This window comes from Streptomyces sp. CGMCC 4.7035, from assembly GCF_031583065.1.
GTDB lineage: Bacteria > Actinomycetota > Actinomycetes > Streptomycetales > Streptomycetaceae > Streptomyces > Streptomyces yaanensis.
The window spans coordinates 6,991,087-7,015,006 of the sequence record NZ_CP134053.1 but is presented as its reverse complement, the minus strand read 5'-3'; the positions used below and the strand labels follow the sequence as shown (position 1 = coordinate 7,015,006).

Here is a 23,920-nt window from a genome sequence, read left to right as displayed (position 1 = left end):
CCGGTGACGACGGTCACCAGCCCCTCTTCCAGGGTGATCTACAGGTAGAGGCCCGTGGAGTCCTCCGACCCCTCGAAACGGTCCGCCGCCACGGCGTGCAGGTCGCGTTCGCGCATCAGGACGTACGCGGTCCCGCGCACCTCGACCTCGGCCCGGTCCTCCGGGTCGTACAGGACCCGGTCGCCCGGCTCCACGGTCCGTACGTTCTGTCCGACCGCGACGACCTCGGCCCAGGCGAGGCGTCGGCCGACGGCCGCGGTCGCGGGGATCAGGATGCCGCCGCCGGAGCGGCGCTCGCCCTCGGCGGCGTCCTGCCGCACGAGCACGCGGTCGTGCAGCATCCGGATGGGCAACTTGTCGTGGTGGGTCTTCTCGCTCACGCCCCGAACCTACCTGCCTTCGACGGCTTCGCGCGCGGCCGGGTCAGCCCTTGCGTCGCCGGGAGCCGAGGGCGAGCAGCCCCACGACCCCGACCACGACCAGCGCCACGGGGACGATGCGCTCCAGACGCGGCGCGCCGTCCGCCGTGACCAGCTGCCCCTTCACCTCGCTGACGACCCGGTTGGCGCTGACGTACGCGCGCCCGAACGTGTGGTCGATGTTGGAGACGACCTTGGCCTTGGCGTCGCCGACGATCGTCTTCGGGTGCACCCGGACGCCGATCTCGTCGAGCGTCTCGGCCAGTGTTTCGCGGCGGCGCTTGATGTCCGCCTCGATCTGCGCCGGAGTCCTGGTGTCCGGTGTGCTCGACGTGTCCGCCACCGCGCTTCCTCCGTGGTCGTTTGCGACGTGTTCCGCGCAATTCCTCTTCTGTGGTCGACAGTCTGTCAGCTTCCGGCCGAGCACGCCGAACGGACCCCGCGGCACCCCTGGGTCACGGCCCGGAGGAGATTAGGCTCGGCGGGGTAAACCCGCCCCTTGCCACGTGAGGTACCGATGAGCGAGCGACTCCAGACCGGCGACACCGCCCCCGCCTTCACCCTGCCGGACGCCGACGGCAACGAGGTGTCCCTGGCCGACCACCAGGGCCGCAAGGTCATCGTGTACTTCTATCCGGCCGCGCTGACCCCGGGCTGCACCAAGCAGGCGTGCGACTTCACGGACAACCTGGAGGTGCTCGCGGGCGCCGGTTACGACGTGATCGGCATCTCTCCCGACAAGCCGGAGAAGCTCGCGAAGTTCCGCGAGAAGGAGTCCCTGAAGGTCACCCTTCTCGCCGACCCCGACAAGAAGGTCCTGGAGGCTTACGGCGCCTTCGGTGAGAAGAAGCTGTACGGCAAGACGGTCGTCGGCGTCATCCGCTCCACGGTCGTCGTGGACGAGGAGGGCAAGGTCGAGCGCGCCCTGTACAACGTGAAGGCGACGGGGCACGTGGCCAAGATCATCAAGGATCTGGGGATCTGAGCGCCCGCCGCCCGTACTCGAAACACGAACGGCCCGCACCGGCTTGATCTTGATCCGGTGCGGGCCGTGCCCCGTGCGGGGCCGGTCAAGAAGGTGATAGGGGCCTACGACCGCCGCATGCCCTGCGTACCCAGCGTGCCTCCGGCGTCCGCCGTGCCGCCCGTCCCCGTGGTCCCCCCGGTGCCGGTCGTCCCCCCGGTCCCGGTCGTGCCTCCGGTGCCCGTCGAGCCGCCCGCTCCGGTGGTTCCTCCGGAGGCCGTGGTGCCGCCGCTGTCGGTCGTCCCCCCGGTCCCGGTGGTGTCCCCGGCGCCGGTCGTGCCCCCGGTGTCGGTGGTGCCGCCCGTGTCCGTCGGGTCGCCCGTTCCCGGGGTGCCGCCGGTCGTCCGGCCCTCGGTCTGCCCCTGGCTCTGGCCCTCGGCGGTCTCGTCACCCGTCACGCCGCCGTTTTCCTCGGGGTCGGTGGGGGTGACGTCGGTCTGCGGCTCCGTGGGGTCCGTACTGGGCTCCACGAACTCGTCCGCGCCCTGCTGGAGGCGGAGGTCGAAGTCGCCGACCGGCTTGCCCTTCAGCGCCGCCTGCGTGAACTGCGCCCAGATCTGCGCCGGCGCGCCGCCGCCGTTGACGCGGTCCAGGCCCATCGCTCCGTACAGCGACTTGTGCTTGCCCGTGCTCGGGTCCTGGCCCATCACCGAGACCACGGTCGCCAGTTCCGGGGTGTAGCCCGCGAACCAGGCCGCCTGGTCCTCCTCCGCCGTGCCCGTCTTGCCCGCCGCGGGTCGGCCGGCGGCCTGCGCGGCCGTCGCGGTGCCGTTGTCCACCACGCTCTGGAGTATCCCCGTGGTCGTGTCCGCCGCCTCGCGGGTCACCACCTGCTTCATGTCCTTCCGCGGCAGCGGCACGTCCTCGGTGCCGTCCTTGGAGATCTTCTCGACCAGCGAGTACGTGCCGTGCTTTCCGTGGTTGGCGAGCGTCGCGTACGCCTCCGCCATGTCGAGGACGCTCGCGGTGGCCGTGCCGAGGGCGATCGACGGGTACGGGTTGAGGTCGGGCGTGTTCGAGGGCACGCCGAGGGAGATCGCGGTCTGCTTGACCTTGCCCGGTCCGACGTCCACCGCCATCTGCGCGTACACGGCGTTCACCGACTTGTCCGTGGCCGTACGGACCGTGATCGGGCCGTAGGAGACGCTGTCCTCGTTCTCGGGCGCGTACGCGCCGCCGAGCCAGCCTCGCACCGGGCGCTTGTTCGTGCCGTCGTAGAACGTGTTCGGGGTGATGGGGACGTTGTCCTGTGTCTCGGAGCCGTTCTGCACGGCCGAGGTGAACACGAACGGCTTGAACGTGGAGCCCACCTGGTAGTCGCGGCGCGTCGCGTTGTTGACGTACTGCTTGGTGTAGTCGATGCCGCCGTACATCGCGAGGACCTTGCCGGTGGCCGGGTCGATGGCGACGCCGCCCGCGCGGACGTAGCGGTCGGCCTCACGGTTCTTCTTGTCGAGCTTGCTCATCACCTGGTCGTCGACGGCCTTGACGAAGGCGTCCTGCTTGGACTTCTGGAGGGTGGTGGTGATGCGGTAGCCGCCGCCGGCCAGGGTGTCCTCGTCGATGATGTCGTTGCTGGTGAGGTAGTCCTTGACCGCCTGGACCAGGTAGCCGCGCTGCCCGGACATGCCGGTCGCGACGACCTGCTGCCCGGGCGCGGGCCACTTCACCTGCTGCCGCTCGGCCGGGGTCAGCCAGTGCTTGGTGACCATGCCGTCCAGGACGTAGTTCCAGCGGGCCATGGCCGCCGCCTTGTTCTCGGGGTGCGCGATCACGTCGAATTCGCTCGGCGCGTTCAGCAGCGCCGCGAGGTACGCGCCCTGGCCGGCCGTGAGGTCCTGCGCGTCGACGCCGTAGTACGCCTGCGCGGCGGCCTGGATGCCGTAGGCGTTGCGGCCGAAGTAGCTCGTGTTGAGGTAGCCCTCCAGGATGTCGTCCTTGCTCTTCTCGCGGTCCAGCTTGATCGCGATGAAGAACTCCTTCACCTTGCGGGTGACGGTCTGCTCCTGCCCCAGGTAGTAGTTCTTCACGTACTGCTGGGTGATGGTCGAACCGGACTGCTTGCCCTTGCCGGTGGCCGTGTTCCAGGCGGCGCGCATCATCGCCTGGGGGTCGACGGCGGACTCGGAGTAGAAGTCGCGGTCCTCGGCGGCGAGGGCCGCGTGCTGGGCGTTCTTGGAGATCTGGGCGAGCGGCACGATCTCGCGGTTGACCGAGCCGTCGCGGGCCAGCTCGCTGCCGTCCGCGTACAGGTAGATGTTGCTCTGCTTGGTCGCGGCCGCGTTCGCCGCCGGGATCCTGACCAGGTAGTAGCCCAGTGCGAAGAGGCCCATCAGGAGCATGACCCCGATCACGAGGGTGCCGAGCACCATGCGCCAGGTCGGGATCAGCTGGCGCCATCCCGTGCGCCCGGTCCGCTTCGGCTTCTCGCCGGGGAGCGCCTCGTGCGCCGCGGGCTGCGGCTCTCCGGACGCTCCGCCCTGGCTGCTCTGCTGCGGCTGGTCGCTCATCGTGGTGCCGGACTCCCGTTTCGCGTCGTACGTCGCCGTACGCCCTCATACGCCATCTGCGCCCCCAGATGAAGACTGTCGCACCTTGCGTTCCGTTCCCGGGACGAAGGACGTGTCGTACGGAAAAAAGGTGTGGAACGCCACTTCGTCCGCGCGTTAGGCTCCTGCGCTTCGGCCCGGCACACGTCAAGGAGGGTGGTTTCCCGTGAGGACAGGGCGGTTGTACGCCGCTGTCGCCGCCGGTGGTTTCCGGCGGTACGCGACGTACCGGACCGCGACCGCGGCGGGGGTGTTCACCAACACGGTCTTCGGATTGATCTTGGCGTACACCTACCTCGCCCTGTGGCACGAGCGGCCCCACCTTGGGGGGTACGACCAGGCACAGGCGTTGACCTTCGTCTGGGTGAGTCAGGGCCTGCTGATGACGGTGGCGGTGTTCGGCGGCGGTTTCGAGGACGAGCTGATCGAACGCATCCGTACCGGCGACATCGCCGTCGATCTGTACCGGCCCGCCGATCTCCAGCTGTGGTGGCTGGCCTCGGACGCGGGACGCGCCCTGTTCCACCTGCTGGGCCGGGGGGTGGTTCCGCTGGTGTTCGGCGCGCTCGTCTTCCCGCTCGCGCTGCCCACCGGACCGCTGCCCTGGCTCGCCTTCGTGATCGCGGTCGCGTTCGGCGTGCTGGTGAGCTTCGCGATCCGTTTCCTCGTCGCGCTGTGCGCGTTCTGGCTGCTGGACGGGGCGGGCGCCGCCAATCTCTCCTGGCTGCTGGCGATCTTCTGCTCAGGCATGCTGCTGCCGCTGAACGTCTTCCCCGGCACGCTCGGCGAGGTCGTCCGGGTGCTGCCCTGGTCCGCCCTGCTCCAAGCCCCCGTGGACGTGCTGCTCGGCGAGGCGGACCCGCTGCCCACGTACGCCTTCCAGGGCGCGTGGGCGGTCGCGCTGCTGGCCCTGGGGCGGCTGGTGCAGTCGGCGGCGACACGGCGGGTGGTGGTGCAGGGTGGGTGAGCGGGCGCATGAGGGCGACAGGTCGTATGAGGGCGACAGGTCGTATGAGGGCGACGGGCCGTATGAGGGCGACGGGCCGTATGAGGGCGACGGGCCGTATGAGGGCGACGGGCCGTATGAGGGCGACGGGCCGTATGAGAGCGACAGGCCGTACGAGAGCCACAGGCCGCATGAGAGCGACGGGCCGTATGAGGGCGATTCGGCGTTCGGAAGCACGGGAGCACACGGGCGCGTGCGGGAAGGGCTGCGCGCCTACCGCCTGATCACCGCCATGTGGATCCGCTCCACGATGGCCTACCGTGCCTCCTTCGCGATGACCACGTTCGGCAACTTCGCCGGCACCGCGCTCGACTTCGTCGCGATCATGCTGATGTTCTCGCGGGTCGACGTGCTCGGCGGCTACCGCCTGCCCGAGGTCGCCTTCCTGTACGGCCTGTCCGCCACCGCCTTCGGCTTCGCGGACCTCGCGCTCGGCTCCATGGACCGGCTGGGGCGGCGGGTGCGCGACGGCACGCTGGACACGCTGCTGGTCCGCCCGGTGCCCGTGCTCGCGCAGGTCGCCGCGGACCGTTTCGCGCTGCGCCGCATCGGCCGGATCACCCAGGGCGTACTGGTCCTCGGATACGCCTTCGGCGCACTGGACGTCGCCTGGACCCCGCTGAAGGTGCTGATGGTCCCGATGGCGCTGCTGAGCGGCGCGGCGATCTTCTGCGCGGTGTTCGTGGCGGGCGGGGCCTTCCAGTTCGTCGCGCAGGACGCCTCCGAGGTGCAGAACTCCTTCACGTACGGCGGTCAGACACTGCTCCAGTACCCGCCGAGCGTCTTCGCGAAGGAGCTGGTGCGCGGGGTGACCTTCGTGCTGCCGCTCGCCTTCGTCAACTGGCTGCCCGCGCTGTACGTGCTGGGGCGGCCGTATCCGCTGGACCTGCCGACGTGGGTGGCCTTCGCCCCGCCGTTGGTGGCGGCGGGCTGCTGCGCCCTGGCGGGGCTGGCCTGGCGTGCGGGACTGCGTTCGTACCGGAGTACGGGGAACTGAGGGGCTCAATGGACAGCGGCTCTATGGATAGCGGCTCTATGGGTAACGGCTCTATGGGTAACGGCTCTATGGACAGTGGCTCCGTGGCCAGTGGCTCTGTGAACAGTGGCTTCATCGAGCTGGAGCAGGTCGAAAAGGTCTTCGACGTGCGCAAGAAGACCGGTTTCCTGAAGAGCGAGCGGCGGCAGGTGCGGGCCGTCGACTCGATCTCCTTCACCGTGGCGCGCGGCGAGATGGTCGGCTACATCGGCCCGAACGGTGCCGGGAAGTCCACCACGATCAAGATGCTGACCGGGATCCTGACGCCGAGCGGCGGCCGGGTGCGGGTCGCCGGGATCGACCCCTCCCGCGAGCGGACGCGGCTCGCGCAGCGCATCGGGGTGGTGTTCGGACAGCGCACGACCCTGTGGTGGGACCTCCCGTTGATCGACTCGTACCGGCTGATGCACCGCATGTACCGCATCCCGGACGTCCGTTATCGCGAGAACCTCGATCGCTGCGTCGAACTTCTCGAACTGGACGGTCTGTTGGACGTCCCGGTGCGGCAGCTGTCGCTGGGGCAGCGGATGCGGGGCGACATCGCGGCGGCCCTGCTGCACGACCCTGAGGTGCTGTACCTGGACGAGCCGACGATCGGCCTCGACGTCATCTCCAAGGCCAAGGTCCGGGACTTCCTGCGTGACCTGAACGCCGAGCGCGGCACGACCGTGCTGCTGACCACCCACGACCTCCAGGACATCGAGCAGTTGTGCTCCCGGGTGATGGTCATCGACCACGGACGCCTGATGTACGACGGCCCGCTCGCCGGGCTGCACGAGGTGGGCGACAGCGAGCGCACCCTCGTCGTCGACCTGGAGCGTGAACTGCCCCCGATCCAGGTGCCGTCCGCGCGCGTGGTGCGGGTCGAGGGGCCGCGGCAGTGGCTCGCCTTCCCGGCGTCGGAGTCGGCGGCTCCGCTGGTGGCGCGGATCGCGGCGGAGTATCCGCTGGTGGATCTTTCGGTACGGGAGCCGGACATCGAGGCGGTGATCGCCAAGATGTACGCGGGGCAGGCGGAGCGCGCGGTCTCGTAGCCCCCCGCTCCACGAACTCGTAGGCTGCTGTCATGACCGACGCCGTGTCTTCTGGGGGAAGCGACGATCAGCGGCCGACGCCGCGGGCGCCCATGCCCCCCGTCCCGGAACTCCGGGCTTCCGATGCCGATCGTGAACGAGTCGCCGAGGGTGCTGGAGGCCACGTACAAGGCGCGGACGTACGGCGAACTGGCGCCCATCACCCGGGACTTGCCGACGGCGGGCGTCACTCCTCCGGTGGTGTCGCTGGTCAAGGAGCCTGTTGAGAGCGGGAGTTGGGCGGGTCGGATCGTCGGCGGCGGGGGCTCGTCGGCGTGGGCCGTTGCCGTCATGTCGGGGTTCCAGCGCAAGGGGCGCTGGACGGTGCCGAAACGGTTCAACTGCTTCGCCTTCTGGGGCGGCGGTGAGATCGACCTGCGGGAGGCGAACTTCGCGGACCGCGAGGTCGAGATCAACTGCGTCGCGATCATGGGCGGGATGAACGTCATCGTGCCGCCCGGTGTCGAGGTGGTCGTGCGCGGCATCGGGATCATGGGCGGGTTCGACCAGCGCGAGGAGGGCGTGCCGGGGGAGCCGGGCGCACCGCGCGTGATCGTCACCGGGTTCGCGTTCTGGGGCGGGGTGGGCGTCGAGCGCAAGCTCACCCGGGCCGAGCGGCAGCGGCTGAAGGAGGAGCGCCGCCAGGAGAAGCTGGACCGCAAGGCCGCCCGCAAGGAGCTGCACTCGTCGTTCCGCGAGGAGGTGGAGGAGGCCCACCGCAAGATGCTGGACGGGCACCACGACCTGATGCGCGAGCGGCACGAGGAGCGCAGGGAGCGCCACGAGGAGCGCCGCGAGCTCCAGCGCGAGCGCCGGGAGGCCCGCCGCGAGGAGCGGGACCGGCGGCGGGGCGGCGAGTACTGACCGGCGGTACGGACGGCACCGATCAGTCGCTCAGGGGCCCGGATGTCCGCCAGGGCCAGACGGGGCACTGGGCCCAAGATGGAGCGGGGGACGCCCGAAGCAAGTCCCGATCAGCGCAGGGCAAGAACGGGCGCCGCGATCTGGGCGCGCCGGGAAGGGGTCAGTTCCCGGACGCAGGGCTGTAGAGCTGCGCAGGGTCGCCCGAGAGGGCGGCCTTGACGAAGCGACTGGGGTCGTCGACCAGCACCTCGATGGCCCCGGCCTGCACGCCGTCGAGGCTGGCTCGTGCGACGTCCGTCGGGTCGATCTTGGGGGCGTCGCGTCCCGCCATCATGTCGGTGTCCGCGGCCCCCAGATGCACGCCCTGGACGAGGGTCTTCTGACCGGCGAGCTCAAGGCGCACGCCGTTGGTCATGTTCCACTCCGCGGCCTTGGCCACCGAGTACGAGCCCGAGCCTTCGGCGGTGGCCACCCACGAAAGCACGGAGAGGATGTTCACGATCGCTCCTCCGCCGTTGGAGGCGAGGGCTGGAGCGAAGGCGCGAATGACCCGGAGCGTGCCGAAAAGGTGGGTTTCCAGGTCCTGCCGGATCGTGTCCAGGTCGTCGGTCACGAGGTTGGCCCCGGTCGCGATGCCGGCGTTGTTGACCAGCAGCGTGACGTCCTGCGCTGCTGCGGCGGCGTCCACGATCGACTTCTCGTCCAGCAAGTCCAGGTACAGCGGCACGACCCGCGAGTCGGACGTGTCGATCAGCTCCGGGCGCCGAGCCGTGGCGTAGACCTTCTTGGCTCCCCGGGCCAGCAGTTGATCGACGAAGCGCCGACCGATCCCTCGATTGGCTCCGGTCACGAGCGCGGTGGAACCGGAAATGTCCATGTTCTTTCCTTTCGGTGGGCGGTGGAGGATACGTGTCCGCCCTGTGCCGCCTACGCTAAAACTTGACGTTGACGTGAAGGGCAAGTCGTGACGGGCGACAGCACAAGCAGGAGGAGTCGGATGCGCATCGGCGAACTGGCCGAAAAGGCCGGAGTCAGCACGCGTGCCCTGCGCTACTACGAGGAGCAGGGCCTTCTGTGTCCCCAGCGCACGGCCAGCGGTCAGCGCGTCTACCCGGAGGCGGCCGTGGACCGTGTGGGGCTCATCCAGCAGCTCTACACTGCCGGTCTCGGCAGCCGTCTGATCGCAACCCTCCTGCCCGCCATCGACGCCCGCTACGTCGGCCCGGGGTTGCTGGAGCGCTTGCTCGACGAGCGCGCCCGTATCGCGGTGAAGGTCGCCGAGTTGCAGGAAGCGGGCCGCCGACTCGATGTACTGATCGATCTCGCCACGCACCCGGGCACGCAGCCATGCCCGGCTTCGCTCGACCAGGCGGCGGCCCGAGAATCCGCCTCAGCCTGACGCCGATGAATCATCCGCGCCTCCAGCTTCGCACCACTTCGCACCCGAGGAGTTCCAGAGACGCTGCGTGACAAGCCACTGGCCAGTACTCGTGCCGCCCGCCCGCCGTCACAGCCGGGCCGGTGCCGCCCCCTTCAGCGAGGTCAGGTCGAAGACCTCCGCCATCTCGCGGAAGCCCCTGTCATTGGGGTGGAGATGGTCGCCCGAGTCGTAGTCGGAGCGCAGCCGGCGCGGGTCGTACGGATCGCGCAACGCCTTGTCGAAGTCGACGACCTCGTCGTAGACCGTGCCCGCGCGGATCTGCGCGTTGACGGCCTGCCGCGCCTGCTCGCGGTCGGCCCGGTAGCCGCGGTAGCCCTTGAACGGCGTCAGCGTCGCGCCGACGACCTTGAGGCCGCGCGCGTGCGCCTCGCGGACGAGGGTGCGCAGCCCCGCCGTGATCCGGTCCGCATCCGCGCGCCCGGTGTCGTTGATGCCGAGGTCGATGATGACGGCCTTGACGTTCGTACGGCCCAGCACATCGCGGTGGAAGCGGGACAGACCGCTCTGGTTGTCGGCGGGCCGTCCGGGGCCGCTCGCCAGGACCCGGTTGCCGCTGATGCCCTGGTTGACGACGCTGTAGCGGGGCACGTCGTCGGATCCGGCCGCCGCGCGCAGCCGGTCCGAAAGGATGTCCGTCCAGCGGCGGTCGGCGCCCACGGTGGAGGTGGCGCCGTCCGTGATCGAGTCGCCGAACGCGACGACGGTGCCGACCGAGTCGTCGCTCAGCACGTCGAGCGCGGTCAGATAGCGCCAGTGGCCGGTCCGCTCGGTGTAGGCGGCGCCGCTCACGTCCTCCGTGCGGTCGCCCTGGGCGAGGTAGGAGATCTGGCGCGCGTACCGGTGGTAGGTGACTGGGCCCGACGAGGTGGGGGAGTACGTGGTCACGAGCATGTCGGAGTCGTGCGGGACGGCGATGCGCACCGCGTCGCTGACCACCTGTCCGCCGGAGGGTATGACGACCGGGACGGCACCGCCGAAAGTGAGGCGGCGCATGGTGCCGGCGACGGCGGCCGCGCCCGTGCCCGCGTCGCCCGCCGTGGCGGCGACCGCGATCGAGGCGTGCGTGAGGGTCAGCGGCTGCCGGCCGTAGAGATTGGAGAGCGTGACGCGGGCACTCGTACCGCCGACACCCACGTGGACGACGTTGCGCACGGACCGCCCCGCCATTCCGTCCGCCCCGGTGCCGGGCTCGGCCCCGGAGGGCGAGGCCGACCAGGTCCCGACCCAGGTTCCGGTGGAGGCGGGTGCGGCGGAGCCCGGCCGGAGGGGATGGCCGGCGCCGAGGCTGCTGTGGCTGCCGCCGTCGACGGCGGCGACACCGAAGTAGAGGGCGGCGGACACGGCCACGATCACAGCGACGATCGAGGAGAGCAGGGCGCCGGACCTCGTGGCGCTTGTGGACCTTGCAGAGCTTGTAGAGGTTGCAGACCTCGCAGGCCGCGCAGGCTTCGCGGGCCTTGTGGACCTTGTGGGGGACACCCTCACACAGACGCCGGGAACTCCCGTTCCGTTCCAGGAGTCGGTCAGGAAGGGACAATGTGTACGGGGGATCGCGGACGGGTGGAGTGGATGGACAGCACGAAACCGGAAGAAATGGACCGTACGAAACCGGAAGAAGAGCGCGCCGTGGGGCAGCTTGCCCGCTCCGGCGCCTCCGCGACCCCGGCCACCGAGCAGGCGGCCGCGGCCATGTCCAGTCGTGCCATGACCTCCTTCAGCCCCGCCGACGAGGAGAAGCGCCGGGGCGTACGCCGGATGAAGGGCACGGCGACCGGGCTGCTGCTGTTCGTCGCGCTCGTCTACGTCCTCGCCAAATGGGCGCAGAACTCGGGCGCGGGCCCCTGGTCCGGTTATGTGGCGGCGGCGGCCGAGGCCGGCATGGTCGGTGCGCTCGCCGACTGGTTCGCGGTCACCGCGCTCTTCCGCCACCCGCTCGGCCTACCCATCCCGCACACCGCGATCATCCCCACCAAGAAGGACCAGCTGGGTGTCTCCCTCGGCGAATTCGTCGGCGAGAACTTCCTGTCCGAAGAGGTCGTACGGCAGCGCCTGCGCGCCGTCGGCATATCCAGCCGCCTGGGTGCCTGGCTCGCCGATCCGGAGCACGCCGACCGGGTGACGGCCGAACTGGCGACGGCCCTGAGAGGCGCACTGACGGTCCTGCGCGACTCGGACGTGCAGGCGGTGGTCGGCGAGGCCATCACCCGCCGCGCCGACGCCCAGGAGATCGCGCCCGGCATGGGCAAGATGCTGGAGAAGGTCGTCGCGGACGGCGGCCACAGACGCATCGTCGACCTGATCTGCATCCGTGCGCACGACTGGCTCGTCCTGAACGACGAACAGATCATGGACGCCATCCAGGGCGGCGCCCCCGGCTGGACCCCCCGCTTCGTCGACAAGAAGGTCGGTGAACGCGTCTACAAGGAGCTGCTCCGCTTCGTCACCGAGATGCGCGACGCGCCCGCTCACCCGGCGCGCGGCGCGCTCGACCGGTTCCTCGCCGACTTCGCCGGCGACCTCCAGTCCGACACCGACACGCGTGCGCGCGTGGAACGGCTCAAGGGCGAGGTGCTGGGCCGCGGCGAGGTCCAGGACCTGATCGCCTCCGCCTGGACGGCCGTACGATCCATGATCGTCTCGGCCGCCGAGGACGAGCGCAGCGAGCTGCGGCTGCGTGTGCGGGCGTCGCTGCTCTCGCTGGGCGCCCGGATGGCCACCGAGTCGAAGACGCAGGCCAAGGTGGACCGGTGGGTGGAGGGTGCGGCGGTGCACATCGTGACCACGTACCGCAAGGAGATCACCTCCCTGATCACGGACACGGTCGCGAGCTGGGACGCCGAGCACACCACCCGGAAGATCGAGGCGAACATCGGCCGCGACCTCCAGTTCATCCGGATCAACGGCACGGTGGTGGGTTCGCTGGCCGGCTTGCTGATCTACACGGTGTCGCGGATTCTGGGCGCGTAACCGGCCGCCGAACGGGCACCCGGGCCGGGTGCGGCGTCATCCCACGCCGCCCGAGGAGGAAGCCATGTCCTTCACCGCGCCCGGGACCCGCACGGTCACCACCGCGATCCCCGCTCGTCTCGACCGTCTGCCCTGGTCGCGCTGGCACTGGACGATCGTGGTCGGACTCGGCACCGTCTGGATCCTGGACGGCCTGGAGGTCACGGTCGTCGGCAACATCGCCGGCCGCCTGTCGGAGCCCGGCAGCGGCCTGGCGATCACCTCCGGCCAGGTCACCGGCATCGCGGCCGCGCTGTATGTGGCGGGCGCCTGCTCCGGCGCCCTCTTCTGGGGCCACCTCACCGACCGCTTCGGCCGCAAGAAACTCTTCATGATCACCCTCGCGGTCTATCTGAGCGCCACCGCCCTGACGGCGGTCTCCTTCTCCACCTGGTGGTTCTTCCTCTTCCGCTTCCTGACCGGCTTCGGCATCGGCGGCGAGTACGCGGCCATCAACTCCGCGATCGACGAGCTCATCCCGGCGCACTACCGCGGCCGCGTCGACCTGATCATCAACGGCAGCTTCTGGGTGGGCGCGGTCGGCGGCGCACTGTTGTCGATCGTCGCGCTGAACACGGACCTTCTGCCCAAGGACCTGGGCTGGCGGCTGACGTTCGCCCTGGGCGTCGTCCTCGGCCTGGTGATCCTCCTCGTACGGCGCAACGTCCCCGAAAGCCCGCGCTGGCTGCTGATCCACGGCCGCGAACAGGAGGCGGAACGGGTGGTGTCCGCGATCGAACGACAAGTGGAGGCCGAGAAGGGCAAGCCGCTGCCGCGGCCCGACGCCGAGATCACCATCCACCAGCGCAAGAGCATCGGCTTCGCCACCATCGCCCGTACGGTCTTCTCCCACTACCGCAAGCGCGCCGTGCTCGGCTTCTCCCTCTTCATCGGCCAGGCCTTCCTCTACAACGCGATCACCTTCGGCTTCGGCGCGATCCTGACCACGTTCTTCGACGTCCCCACCGGCGCCACCGGCTACTACTTCGCCGTCATCGCCATCGGGAACTTCCTCGGCCCGCTGCTGCTCGGGAAGCTCTTCGACACGGTCGGCCGCCGGGTGATGATCTCGTCGACGTATCTGCTCTCGGGCCTGCTCCTGTTCGGCACGGCCTGGCTGTTCGACCGCGGCTCGCTCAGCGCGGGCACGCTCACGGCGTGCTGGTGCGCGGTGCTGTTCTTCGCCTCGGCGGGCGCCTCCAGCGCGTACCTGACGGTCTCCGAGGTGTTCCCGATGGAGACGCGGGCCATGTCCATCGCCTTCTTCTACGCCCTCGGCACCGCGGCCGGCGGCATCGCCGGCCCGCTCCTGTTCGCGGACCTCACGAACACCGGCCACGTCGGCGACACGGTCCTCGCCTTCCGGATCGGCGCGGCCCTGATGTGCGCGGCGGGGCTGGTCGCGGCGCTGCTCGCGGTACGCGCGGAACGGCGGCCGCTGGAGGACGTCGCCCGCCCGCTGACGGCCGCGGCGGTGGAGGCGGAGGCGACGCCCCAGCGGCCGACTTCCGGGGGGTTCCCAGGCTCGGCGGGCCGTCGAGGTTCATGGCCGATATGAGCGTCGAGGTTCGCGGCCGATATGAGCGTCGAGGTTCGCGGCCGATACGAGCGTCGAGGTTCGCGGCCGATACGAGCGTCGAGGTTCGCGGCCGATATGAGTACGGGCGATATGAGTATCCGTACTCTGCCGACTCCGCCGCTCCGCGGGAACCCTCGTACGCATGACCGAGAAGCTGCTCCGCCCCATGCGAACGCGCCGCTGGCCCGAGCGCTGGCTGATCCGCCTGCTCGGCGCCGCCCTCGCGGCCGCGGCGTACCTGCTGTTCATGCCCTGGGACCTGCGCAACCGTCCCGCGACACCCACGACCACCCAGGAGACGACCCCGGTGACGGGCATCGGTGTCCTCCTCCTCGCGCTGGTCCTGCTGCTCCTGGCGGCCTACTTCGGCCACTGGGACGACCTCGGCTGGCCCCTGCTCCTGGTGGCGGCACCGCCCGCGGCGCTGATGCACATCTCGTTCCGCACGCACCCGGAGCCGGACCTGCCCGGCCTCTGGCCCCTGGCCTGGGGCTTCTTCACGCTGCTGATCGCGGCGGGAGTACTGGTGGCGGCCGGTGTGGCGCGGGCGTTCCGGGGGGAGTGGGCGAAGGAGGACGACCTGACGCTCATGAACCCGCTGTGAGCCGCTCGCGGACCGCTGCCAAGCGGGCGGTTCGCGGCGCCCCAAAGGGGCGCGGGGCTGTATCTATGTGCGGCTCCGCCGCGATGGGGGTCCCCCCTGTTCGAGCGAAGCCGAGAACTTGGGGGAGCGACCAGCCACGACGCACCCGCAGGTGGGATACCGGACGGACTCCGCGCGGAGCGCTAGCCGCGCCGGTCGGCCACGGCCCACGAGGCGAGGGCGACGGCTCCGGCCACCCCGAACACGGCGGGCCAGGCGCCCACCTTCTTGGCCAGCGGATGCGACCCGGCGAACGCGGCGACGTAGCCGGCGGTCAGGGCCCCGGCCGCCACACCGCCGGCCTGCTTGCGCCACTGCTGTGCGGCTGCGGCGCCCGCGACGGCGAGGACGGCCCCGCCGAGCTGCCGCTTCTTGCTCCAGCGGGCGACCCCGTACCCGCCGACGAGCCCACTCGCGGCCACCAGTGCCGTAGGAACCTTCGCCATCGCTGTCTGCCTCCTGCTGGTGTGTCTGTGGACCACGGTGAAACGAGGCTAACTCCGCCCGTGGGGGCGCGAGTGCGCCGGGGTCGAGCGCCTGACGCGAGCCCGACGTGAGCCCGACGTGAGCCTGACGTAAGTCGATGCTCGCCAGACCCGCAGGAAGTGGCGCAGGTCACATCGATCTGGCCCGTACGGCTGTCACATCGCACCGGGTCCGGTCCGTCAGTGCTGTGTAACCGTCGAACACGGCAGGGAGATCACCATGGACGCTCGTCTCAACTTCTACGGCAACTCCGTCGCGATGAAGTTCGCGAAGTACATCAACTCGGCGGGCAAGGTCATCTCGGACTCGACGCTGCCGGCCGCGACGCAGGAGCTGGTGAAGATCCGCGCCAGCCAGATCAACGGCTGCGGTTTCTGCACCGACATGCACACCAAGGACGCCGCGCACGCCGGGGAGACCTCGCTGCGCCTCAACCTGATCGCGGCCTGGAGGGAGGCCAAGGTCTTCACCGAGGCCGAGCGGGCCGCCCTGGAAGTGACCGAGCAGGGAACCCGCATCGCCGACGCCGCCGGCGGTGTCACGGACGAGGCCTGGGCGAACGCCGCCAAGTACTACGACGAGGACCAGCTCGCCGCGCTGGTCTCCCTCATCGCCCTCATCAACGCCTACAACCGCATGAACGTGATCATCCAGCAGCCCGCCGGCGACTACCAGCCGGGCCAGTTCGGCTGACCACTGCCGGCCACTGCCGGCCACTGCTGGTCGAGCCGGTTCGGCCGGCGCCGAACGGCGAGCGCCCAGCACCCAGCACCCAGCGCCCAGCGCCCAGCGCCCAGCGCCGAGCACCCAGCGCTCAGCGCCGAGCGCAGGGCCCGGAGGGCCGGTTCCGCTCCCCCCATACGAGCGGAACCGGCCCTCCTGGCCCTGGCCCTGGCCCTGTCCCCGCCCCGGCGGATCATTGCCGTGGGGGCAACCGCTGTGGATCGCGCGGCTGTGCTCGTCCGCTTCGCATGCGCCGTACGAGGTCGTCGGCGGCGTCCGGCCACCGCGGGTGGTCGAAGGCGAAGCCCGCTTCGAGCAGGCGCCCCGGGACGACACGCCGGCTCTTCAGCAGCAGTTCGGTGTCCGAGCGCAGCGCGAACGCGCCGAGCTCGGCCATCCACTTCGTCGCGGGCAGGCCCACGGGGACACCCCACGCGGAGCGCAGCGCTCGCATGAACGCGCGCTGGGGCAGAGGGGCGGGGGCGGCGAGATTCACCGGCCCCACGACATCGTCCCGCTCGACGAGGAACTCGACCGCGCGGACGAAGTCGCGGTCGTGGATCCAGGACACGTACTGTGCGCCGCCCGCGACCGGACCGCCGAGGCCGAGCCGTGCCAGCCACAGCAGGATGTCGAAGACACCGCCCCGATCGGGGCTCATCACCATGGCGGAACGCAGGGCGACCTTGCGGGTGTGCGGGGTTTCGGCCTGCTCTTGCTCCCGCTCCCAGGCTTTGGCGATGTCGACGCTGTAGGACCAGTAGCCCGGGACGGTGGGTTCGGCTCCTCCGATCACGCCGGTCTTCTCGTCGTTGGGCGCGTCGAAGCGGTGGGCGTAGATGGTGGCGGTGCTCATCTGGAGCCAGACGCGGGGAGGTCGGTCGGCGGCGGCGATGGCCTCGCCCACAACCCGGGCGGAATGCACCCGCGAGTCCATCATGGCCCGCAGATTGTCGGCGGTGTAGCGGCAACTCACGCTGCGACCGGCCAGGTTGACGACAACGTCGCTGCCGTCGATCGCCTCGGCCCAGGGACCCAGGGTCTTCCCGTCCCAAGCGACCTCACCCCGGCGCGTCGGCTGTCTGGTCAGCACCGCGACCTCATGCCCAGCGGCGGTCAGCGCGCGGTTCAGGACCGTACCCACCTGCCCGGTTCCTCCGGGCAACACGATCTTCATGGGCTTCGCCTCTCGTATGTGGAGAGAAGTCTATGAGGAATTTGAACGCGTTCAAAACATCTTCGGAATCATTCCGGTCGCGTGTCGCCCAGCCGGATGAACCCGGACGAAACCCGGAGGAACCAAGATTGCTCCGCGAGCCGACGCCCCCCACCATGAACCTGTGGTCGGGGTCCCGGGCTGGGTATGGCAAGGGGGGCCGGTCCGCAGATCGGTGAGCGTCGGTCTGCCGGTCGGCTTCTTCTTCGGCGCGCTGGTGCTCGCCGAGTCGGGATCGTGGGTGGGCGCGGCGGTGGTGGCCTTCGTGCTGAGTCTGTTCTACGGAATCAGGGTGGCGCGTCGCATGAGCAGGGCCTGGCCCGAAGCCAAGCAACTGGACCCCGTCGACCGGGCAGTGGTGGTGCGCGCCACCCGCCGCGGCGAGGGCGTCCCCGAGGCCCGACTGGCGCCCGCCGTCATCGAGTACGGCGACGGGCTGCGCAGAGCCCGGGAATACGATCGCCTCTTCCTGTGGATCGTCGTTCTCGTCGCCGTACTGGCTGTGGCCCTGGCGGTGTACGACACCTTCACGGGTTCGACCCGGGAGATGGCGGTGTCGTGGCTGCTGGTCGCGCTCTTGCTGGTGGAGCTGACGTGGGGGCCCAGAAAGCAGGCCCGTGTCCTGTCCAACGCGGAGCGGGCGGAGGGGTTGGCCCGCCGCGCGTTGCGACAGATGTCGCTCGGGGACTGAGGCGCCGGACTTCACTCGACGGGTGCCGTCGTGGCTGCCGTCCTGCCGTCCGTGACCCGCTGGAACAGCCGGCCGGCGAGGTCGATCCCCACGACCGAGCCGGTCTCGTCGCGGGTGAAGAAGCCGCGCTGCCCCTTGAAAGCGCCGCCGGTGATGACGTACTCGTCCGTGTCGCCGGGCAGCAGGCCCAAGGGGAACGGCGCGTGGTCCGGAGGCAGTTCCGTGTTCGCCGCCGCACGGATCTCGGGCTTGAGGACGACCTCAAGCCTCAGCCCCGCCGGCTCCTCCGTTTCGATGGTGAGCGTCATGACGTCGTTCTCGTAGCCCCCGACGATCTCCCGGGCCCGCGCCGGGTCGTAGGGGAGTGGCTCCGGGTCCTGGTCGGTCACGCCCAGGTACGTCTGGAGCGCCCAGCGGACGACCTCCTGGTTGAAGGGGATGCCGTCCGGCCCGGCGTTGGACATCACGACGACGGCGAAGTCCCGTTCCGGCACGACGAGGAACTCGGCGAACTGACCGTTCGCCGAACCACCGTGCCCGACGGTGCGCACGCCGTCCACGTCGCGCAGGAACCAGCCGATGCCGAGGGCGTCGCCGAGGTTGCTGGCCCGCAAGGCGACCGTCGGCTCCTTCATCCGGTGCAGCACCTCGGCGGGCAGAAGTCGGGCGCCGCTTTCCGCGCGGCCGTCGCAGAGGTGGAACCGGGCCCAGCGCAGCTGGTCCGCCACCGAGGACGCGATACCCCCGCCCGGGTTGTCGCCGCGCGAACGGCGCCAGAGCCGGGCGACGGACAGCGTCCCGTCCTCGCCGCGGTTGTGCCCCACGGCGAAGCGCCGGGTCATGATGTCGTCGCGCGCGAAGAAACTGTGCGACAGCCCCAGGGGCTCGAAGAGAAGCTCGGCGACGGCCCGCTCGTACGTAAGACCGGTGACCTTCTCCACGACCCGCCCGGCCAGGTTGAACCCCGCCTGGCTGTACGAGGCCCGGGTGCCGGGAGGCGTCATGACCTCCAGCTCGGCCATCTTCGCCACGTAGCCGGCCAGCGCGTCGTCCCCCTCGCCGGTGTCGGTGATGACCCCCCAGTCCAGCCCCGAGGTGTGGTTGAGCAGGTGGGCCACGGTGACCTTCGCGGCGGTCTCCTCGTCCGCCAGCCCGAGTTCGGGAACGTACCGGCGTACCGGCGCGTCCAGCTCGACCTTCCCCTCCGCCACCAGGCGCATCAGCACGGTGGCCGTGTAGGTCTTCGTGACCGAGCCCAGCAGATACAGCGTGTCCTGGTCGACGGGCAGCGGGTTCTCGGTGTTCGTCACGCCGTGGCAGGCGTAGGTCTCCCGACCGTCCGCCCATACCCCTACGGCAACGCCGGGAATGCCGAACTTCGCGGCGGTCGCCTCGACGAACTCGGACAGTGCCTTCTGTGACATGACGTGTCCCTCCCGCAGCCCGCCGCGTATGGCGCCGGGCGCCGTGGTAGCCGGAGCCGGTGACTTGCACTGTGTTCAAGTGGAAGCCTAGGAGTGACTTGAACGGTGTGCAAGTACTTTCTCGAACACTGTGCAAGAGGCCTGTGGGGTGCCCTATCGTGAGCGCATGCCCCGCGAGACGCTGACCCGTGAACAGATCGTCAAGGCCGCCATCGAGCTGCTGGACGCCGAAGGCCTGGAGGGCCTGAACATGCGTGCCCTGGGCAAGCGGCTGGGCTCCGCGGCCACCGCGGTCTACTGGCACGTCGGCAGCAAGGACAACCTCATCGTCCTCGCCGCCGACCGGGTATGGAGCGAGCTCGCGCTGCCCGACCCGTCGGCCGGCGACTGGCGGACCGCGGTCACCGCGATGGCCACCGACCTGTACGCGAACCTGACCCGCCATCCGTGGCTTGTGCAGGCCTTCGGTTCCTACGTGGTGTACGGCCCCGGCAAGGCCCGCCACGACGACCACACCCTCGCCCTCTACGAGGCGGCCGGATTCACCGGTGCACAGGCCGACCGCGCGGCGACGGCCGTCTTCACCTACGTGCTCGGCAATGCCCTGAGCCAAGCCGCGGCGGTCTCACTCACGCGGAGACTCGGCCGTGACGGCGGCGACGCCGACGAACTGCTGCGCGACAGCATGGCGAAGGCCGAAGAGATCGCCATGGACTTCCCGCGCCTGCGCGCCCGCCTCGAAACGCCCGCCGCCGACTATGCCGCGTTGCCCGAGGACAGTTTCGAATCGGGCCTCCGGGCCATGCTCGACGGCCTCGAAACCCAACTCGTCGCGGGCCGCGCGTAGGACAACACTCCGCAGCTCAGGCAGTACCCGGTGCCCCGAGGTGCCCCGGTGCCCCGGGGTGCCCCGGTGCCTCAGGCGAACGAATCCAGCACGTCCCGAAGGTGCGCCTCCATCGGGTTGTCGAGCTCGTCCTCGTCCCAGTACAGCTCGTTCAGCGCACCCATCGGGTACAGCGACCCCTGCTCCTCGCCGTACGGCCGTACCACCTGCGGTGTGTCGGTGACCGCCGCCTTGCCGGAGGCGAACAGCGCCGGCGGAGTGCCGCCACCGGGCGCGAACGGCTCGTACCGCCACACCGCACCCTGGGTCCGGCGGACGACTTCCCCGATGTACCAGACGGCCCCCTGGACGAACGAGCCGGACTTCGCCGCCGTGACCTCGTCCTCGCCGGCGAACGTCCGCCGGACCAGGTCCTCCAGCGCGTCCAGCGAGTCCGGACCGAAGTCCCAGCGCTCTTCCTCGCCGGTCGCCCTGGCCCACTCCGTGAACCCCGCGGAACGCTCGGCCAGCCACGCCGCCAACTCGGGGTGGGTCTCTCGGTCGTCGGCCCCAGGATCGGTCATGGGCTCACTGTAGAGAAGGCGACGGCGGCTGATTTAACTACGCGGCCATTCGGGAGAGTTGGCGCGTACCGTACACAGTGCCGACACACGCCACACACAGATATCCGCTCACCATCCGCCACATGAGCCTCTACGCTGAGGCGCAGAGTGGTGTACATGTCACGGGGGCTACACCGCTCGCTCTGTCCCCGAGCCCCCAGGACACAGGGACAAACAATGAGCACATCGTTACGAGCACGAGCACGAGCACGAGCACGAGCACGAGCAGGCGCACGAGCGGGCGGAGGCGCGGGCGGAGTCGCAGGCGGACGCGCAGGCGGAGGAACCCGCTCCCGCCTGGCTCCGAGCCTGGCGGTCATAGTCGGAACAGGGCTGCTCCTGGCCGGGCTTCCGGGCCTCCAGGACCAGGCGGAAGCGGCCCTGCCCAAGCGCTGCGACGAGCGCTGGCTGGGCAAGAAGTACGACACCACGCCACCGAATTCCGGCATCCCGGACGGCGGGGAGTACACCGTGCGCCCGGACAGCGAGTCGGGTGCCTACGACTTCGACAACCCCGCCAAGGCGTTCGACGGGCTCCTGGCCCCGACCGAGGACCAGTTGGACCAGGCCGGCAGCACAAAAGCGGATATCGACAAGTGGAAGCGGAAGTACGCCGCTTCGGGCGATCTCCGCGACAAGGCCATGGAGATCTACGCCCGCTACAACAAGCAGCTCGGCGGCACCAGGGCCATCAAGGAGTGGGACCGCTGGCTCGACCTGCGCTACATCGGCAACGAGGTCAACAACGCCAAGGGCCGCGCCTACGAGGCCCAGATGGTCAGGAAGTACAACCTGGTGGGCCCGGACTGGATCTGCCAGGAGACCATCCGGGTCAAGGACGCCGCCGGCAACAGCTATCGCCGGGACTACGACGCGGTCAACCACCGGACGAAGCAGTTCGTCGAGATGAAGTCCAACGGCTCCCACCGCGACGACCAGGCCAAGGCCGACGAAGCCGTCCTGAAGGACAGGAAGTACCAGGACTATCGGCTCCGCATGGCCACCGGCGCCAAGACGGAGCAGAAGACGATCGACTGGGTGAAGGACCTCAACAGGTCCCTCGGGCCCGGGCCGGGCGGCGCCAAACGTGCGGGGATCACCGAGTCCATCCAGGTGGGCAAGGCGGTCTACAAGCCCAACGTCTACACCCGGTACGACCCGGTCATGAACCCCGACCCCCTCAAGGGCGGCCGCGGTCCGATGAACGACGCGGCCTACCGCTCCGCGGCCACTCCCGAGGAGGCGCGCCGGATTCAGCAGGAGTACCAGAAGGCCAACACCCGCGGCGGGTTCGGCCGCGGCCCCGGGGGCATCGACTTCACGACCCTCGAACTGCGCTACGTCGGCAACCCGGTCAAGGGCAAGGCTCTGGACTACTCGTTCAAGGCCGACTACGTGAAGGACCCGGACACCAATCCCGGCTGGGGCGGCAAGGAGAAGCTTCAGCTCGCCTCGGACGCCTTCTTCACCTGGCTCGCCCTCGACCCGTCCAAGCTGTGGGTCAACCTCAACCCCGACCAGCCGGACAAGATCATGGACGCCGGGCTCGGCAAGACGGACGCCGGACGCGTCCTGCTCGAAGCCGACCTGGAGATGAAGCACACCTCCGCCCAGCTCATGAACCCCAAGACCGAACTGGGCGACCGGTTCTGGGACTCCCTGCGCTCCAAGCCGGGCAGCGCCCCGTGCCTGACGTTCCGCAACTGGATCAGCCCCAAGCCCGCCCAGGTCCGTGAGCAGGACGGCGGCCTGTACATCCTGGATGCTCCCCTGAAGGTCGAGTCCGAGGAGATGGACTACGACACCCCCATCGGCGGTCAGCGTTGCGACCAGCCGAAGGAGATCATGGAGTACAACCAGGCCCAGTACGAGCGGATGATCCTCCCCGAGGTCGAGAAGTCGGTCAACACCGACGCCAAGTTCGCCGACCTGCGCCGCGTCTACACCTCTCGGGTGGCCGCGGAGTGGATCAAGCAGCAGGACGCGAAGAGGCCGACCGACTTCCACAAGATCATCGGCAGCAATGACATCGACCGCTGGAAGCTGCGCAAGCCCGGCTGGACGCCCAAGCAGACCTGGGACGCCATGGTGAAGTCGTACAAGGACGGCGACTACACCTTCGAGCGCGAGTACGGCGGCAAGGTCTGGGTCTTCATCGTGGGCGGCGTCGACTTCTCGAAGTCCCCCAAGCAGAACATCACCCGCGTGCAGTTCAACGTCGAACACCCGCGCCTGGACAAGACCACCAAGGACTCCCAGCGGGCAGAGGTGTCGTACCGCGACACGGAGACCGCCTACCTGGGCGGCAACGGCGCGGGCAGGCTCGACACCGGGGACGACGGAACGAACCCCACCCCGACCCCCACCAAGTCGAACACCCCGTCCACCCCACCGCCGTCCTCCACCCCGGACCCGCACCCCAGCACCACGGGAGCCGGCGGCCACAACACCCCGACCCCGTCGACGAACGACCCGACCGGCGACCTCGCCCACACGGGAACCTCGAACGTCGGCTGGATCACGGGCCTGGCGGCCGCGTTGCTCGCCACGGGCGGAGCGCTGACGTGGTGGATGCGTCGCCGTAAGGCGAGCCGAAGCTGATCCGAGGCGCACGGCTGTCTTAATGTCTCGGCCCCGTGGCCGTTCTCCGGAGCGGCTGCGGGGCCGAGCCCGTTTCAGGAACGGCTGCGACTGTCGCGCCCCCAAAGGGGCGCGGGGAACTGCGCGACCAGCCACGACGCACCCGCAGGTGGCAATCCGGACCCCCAGCGGAGCGCTCAGTCGCCGCTGGGGGCCACCTCGGCGTACGAGGTCACGAACGCGGTGAGGAGTCGCGCGAACTCGGACCGGTCGGCGTCCGGCCAGTCCGCCATCACCCGGGCGAACATCTCCTGCCGGATCCGATGCGTGCGGTCGAGCTGTTCGCGCCCGTGGTCGGTCAGGGCGAGCAGTGCGCGCCGGGCGTCGGACGGGTCGGTCCGGCGGGCCAGCCACCCCTCCTCGACGGCGCGGAGCACCAGCCGGCTCGCCCTGGGCTGGTCCACGCCGAGCGCGGTGGCGACGTCCGAGACGGCGCACGGCTCGCCACGTTCCTCGATGGCGTCCAGCACGCCGAACAGCGTGGGGTCGATCGTCCTGCCGCCGTCTGGCGGCGCCAGCCGCCCCAGCGATCGGCGCGTCTGGCTGCGGCGAATCGCCACCATGGCCCGCTCGACGACGGCGACCGCCTCGTCCTCTTCCCTTGCCTTCTTCGACATGCATGCTATCTTACAATCATTGTAAAACTACATG

Annotated in this window: 21 protein-coding genes and 2 pseudogenes; 13 read left to right on the top strand and 10 right to left on the bottom strand. The window is 69.8% G+C overall.

Features of this window, described 5'->3' with window-relative positions; translation table 11 throughout:
• Nucleotides 1-38 precede the first annotated feature (38 nt).
• The gene (locus Q2K21_RS30845; protein ID WP_043440554.1) at nucleotides 39-380 is read right to left on the bottom strand and encodes a GroES family chaperonin; all 342 of its coding nucleotides are present in this window, start codon (nucleotides 378-380) and stop codon (nucleotides 39-41) included.
• Between the two features lie 43 nt (nucleotides 381-423).
• Complete coding sequence (locus Q2K21_RS30840; RefSeq protein ID WP_310777600.1) at nucleotides 424-762, bottom strand: DUF3618 domain-containing protein; 339 nt, start codon at nucleotides 760-762, stop codon at nucleotides 424-426.
• A 174-nt stretch (nucleotides 763-936) separates the two neighbouring features.
• Here Q2K21_RS30840 and bcp point away from each other — a divergent pair, with 174 nt between their 5' ends.
• Nucleotides 937-1,404 carry a thioredoxin-dependent thiol peroxidase gene (bcp, locus tag Q2K21_RS30835; protein WP_310777597.1) on the top strand — a complete coding sequence of 156 codons (468 nt, stop codon included), beginning with the start codon at nucleotides 937-939 and terminating at the stop codon, nucleotides 1,402-1,404.
• Between the two features lie 104 nt (nucleotides 1,405-1,508).
• Here the strand turns inward: bcp and Q2K21_RS30830 are convergent, their stop codons facing one another.
• A complete protein-coding gene (locus Q2K21_RS30830; protein ID WP_310777595.1) occupies nucleotides 1,509-3,953 on the bottom strand; it encodes a transglycosylase domain-containing protein in 2,445 nt (814 codons plus the stop codon).
• A gap of 205 nt (nucleotides 3,954-4,158) precedes the next feature.
• On the opposite strand from Q2K21_RS30830, the gene Q2K21_RS30825 reads away from it, so the two are divergent.
• The 4 genes and pseudogenes from Q2K21_RS30825 to Q2K21_RS30810 all read left to right on the top strand — a co-directional run bounded on the left by Q2K21_RS30825 (nucleotide 4,159) and on the right by Q2K21_RS30810 (nucleotide 7,971).
• The gene (locus Q2K21_RS30825; protein WP_310777592.1) at nucleotides 4,159-4,959 is read left to right on the top strand and encodes an ABC transporter permease; all 801 of its coding nucleotides are present in this window, start codon (nucleotides 4,159-4,161) and stop codon (nucleotides 4,957-4,959) included.
• A gap of 223 nt (nucleotides 4,960-5,182) precedes the next feature.
• Nucleotides 5,183-5,995: pseudogene (locus tag Q2K21_RS30820) on the top strand (ABC transporter permease); the annotation flags it as partial.
• 53 nt (nucleotides 5,996-6,048) lie between these two features.
• On the top strand, nucleotides 6,049-7,068 hold the full coding sequence (locus Q2K21_RS30815) for an ABC transporter ATP-binding protein (protein ID WP_386276646.1): 1,020 nt from the start codon (nucleotides 6,049-6,051) through the stop codon (nucleotides 7,066-7,068).
• 92 nt (nucleotides 7,069-7,160) lie between these two features.
• Nucleotides 7,161-7,971 (top strand): annotated as a pseudogene (locus Q2K21_RS30810) (DUF1707 SHOCT-like domain-containing protein).
• Nucleotides 7,972-8,131: 160 nt separating this feature from the next.
• Here the strand turns inward: Q2K21_RS30810 and Q2K21_RS30805 are convergent.
• Nucleotides 8,132-8,848: an SDR family oxidoreductase gene (locus Q2K21_RS30805; RefSeq protein ID WP_310777587.1), complete on the bottom strand. Its 717-nt coding sequence runs from the start codon at nucleotides 8,846-8,848 to the stop codon at nucleotides 8,132-8,134.
• Between the two features lie 120 nt (nucleotides 8,849-8,968).
• On the opposite strand from Q2K21_RS30805, the gene Q2K21_RS30800 reads away from it, so the two are divergent.
• Nucleotides 8,969-9,370 carry a MerR family transcriptional regulator gene (locus tag Q2K21_RS30800; RefSeq protein ID WP_310777585.1) on the top strand — a complete coding sequence of 134 codons (402 nt, stop codon included), beginning with the start codon at nucleotides 8,969-8,971 and terminating at the stop codon, nucleotides 9,368-9,370.
• 108 nt (nucleotides 9,371-9,478) lie between these two features.
• Here the strand turns inward: Q2K21_RS30800 and Q2K21_RS30795 are convergent, their stop codons facing one another.
• Nucleotides 9,479-10,753, bottom strand: coding sequence for an SGNH/GDSL hydrolase family protein (locus Q2K21_RS30795; protein ID WP_310777582.1), 1,275 nt, complete (start codon nucleotides 10,751-10,753; stop codon nucleotides 9,479-9,481).
• Nucleotides 10,754-10,981: 228 nt separating this feature from the next.
• Here Q2K21_RS30795 and Q2K21_RS30790 point away from each other — a divergent pair, with 228 nt between their 5' ends.
• The 3 genes from Q2K21_RS30790 (at nucleotide 10,982) to Q2K21_RS30780 (ending at nucleotide 14,601) form a co-directional block, all read left to right on the top strand.
• A complete protein-coding gene (locus Q2K21_RS30790) occupies nucleotides 10,982-12,379 on the top strand; it encodes a DUF445 domain-containing protein (RefSeq protein WP_310777580.1) in 1,398 nt (465 codons plus the stop codon).
• A gap of 64 nt (nucleotides 12,380-12,443) precedes the next feature.
• Nucleotides 12,444-13,976, top strand: coding sequence for an MFS transporter (locus Q2K21_RS30785; protein WP_310777577.1), 1,533 nt, complete (start codon nucleotides 12,444-12,446; stop codon nucleotides 13,974-13,976).
• A gap of 163 nt (nucleotides 13,977-14,139) precedes the next feature.
• Nucleotides 14,140-14,601, top strand: a complete 462-nt coding sequence (locus tag Q2K21_RS30780) for a hypothetical protein (RefSeq protein ID WP_310777575.1) — start codon at nucleotides 14,140-14,142, stop codon at nucleotides 14,599-14,601.
• A 182-nt stretch (nucleotides 14,602-14,783) separates the two neighbouring features.
• Here the strand turns inward: Q2K21_RS30780 and Q2K21_RS30775 are convergent, their stop codons facing one another.
• Nucleotides 14,784-15,086 (bottom strand): hypothetical protein, encoded by a 303-nt coding sequence (locus Q2K21_RS30775; RefSeq protein ID WP_310777573.1) that lies wholly within the window; start codon nucleotides 15,084-15,086, stop codon nucleotides 14,784-14,786.
• Between the two features lie 259 nt (nucleotides 15,087-15,345).
• On the opposite strand from Q2K21_RS30775, the gene Q2K21_RS30770 reads away from it, so the two are divergent.
• Nucleotides 15,346-15,819 (top strand): carboxymuconolactone decarboxylase family protein, encoded by a 474-nt coding sequence (locus Q2K21_RS30770; protein WP_310777570.1) that lies wholly within the window; start codon nucleotides 15,346-15,348, stop codon nucleotides 15,817-15,819.
• A gap of 223 nt (nucleotides 15,820-16,042) precedes the next feature.
• On the opposite strand, the gene Q2K21_RS30765 is transcribed toward Q2K21_RS30770, so the two are convergent.
• A complete protein-coding gene (locus tag Q2K21_RS30765; protein ID WP_310777568.1) occupies nucleotides 16,043-17,026 on the bottom strand; it encodes a TIGR01777 family oxidoreductase in 984 nt (327 codons plus the stop codon).
• Nucleotides 17,027-17,240: 214 nt separating this feature from the next.
• Between Q2K21_RS30765 and Q2K21_RS30760 the strand changes: the two genes are divergently transcribed.
• Nucleotides 17,241-17,756: a hypothetical protein gene (locus Q2K21_RS30760; protein WP_310777566.1), complete on the top strand. Its 516-nt coding sequence runs from the start codon at nucleotides 17,241-17,243 to the stop codon at nucleotides 17,754-17,756.
• A gap of 11 nt (nucleotides 17,757-17,767) precedes the next feature.
• On the opposite strand, the gene Q2K21_RS30755 is transcribed toward Q2K21_RS30760, so the two are convergent.
• On the bottom strand, nucleotides 17,768-19,180 hold the full coding sequence (locus tag Q2K21_RS30755) for a serine hydrolase domain-containing protein (RefSeq protein WP_310777563.1): 1,413 nt from the start codon (nucleotides 19,178-19,180) through the stop codon (nucleotides 17,768-17,770).
• A 166-nt stretch (nucleotides 19,181-19,346) separates the two neighbouring features.
• On the opposite strand from Q2K21_RS30755, the gene Q2K21_RS30750 reads away from it, so the two are divergent.
• Complete coding sequence (locus Q2K21_RS30750) at nucleotides 19,347-20,027, top strand: TetR/AcrR family transcriptional regulator (protein WP_310777560.1); 681 nt, start codon at nucleotides 19,347-19,349, stop codon at nucleotides 20,025-20,027.
• Between the two features lie 71 nt (nucleotides 20,028-20,098).
• On the opposite strand, the gene Q2K21_RS30745 is transcribed toward Q2K21_RS30750, so the two are convergent.
• Complete coding sequence (locus Q2K21_RS30745) at nucleotides 20,099-20,590, bottom strand: hypothetical protein (RefSeq protein ID WP_310777557.1); 492 nt, start codon at nucleotides 20,588-20,590, stop codon at nucleotides 20,099-20,101.
• A 216-nt stretch (nucleotides 20,591-20,806) separates the two neighbouring features.
• Between Q2K21_RS30745 and Q2K21_RS30740 the strand changes: the two genes are divergently transcribed.
• The gene (locus Q2K21_RS30740; protein ID WP_310777554.1) at nucleotides 20,807-23,230 is read left to right on the top strand and encodes an LPXTG cell wall anchor domain-containing protein; all 2,424 of its coding nucleotides are present in this window, start codon (nucleotides 20,807-20,809) and stop codon (nucleotides 23,228-23,230) included.
• A gap of 176 nt (nucleotides 23,231-23,406) precedes the next feature.
• Here the strand turns inward: Q2K21_RS30740 and Q2K21_RS30735 are convergent, their stop codons facing one another.
• On the bottom strand, nucleotides 23,407-23,886 hold the full coding sequence (locus Q2K21_RS30735) for a MarR family winged helix-turn-helix transcriptional regulator (RefSeq protein WP_310777551.1): 480 nt from the start codon (nucleotides 23,884-23,886) through the stop codon (nucleotides 23,407-23,409).
• Nucleotides 23,887-23,920: the final 34 nt, after the last annotated feature.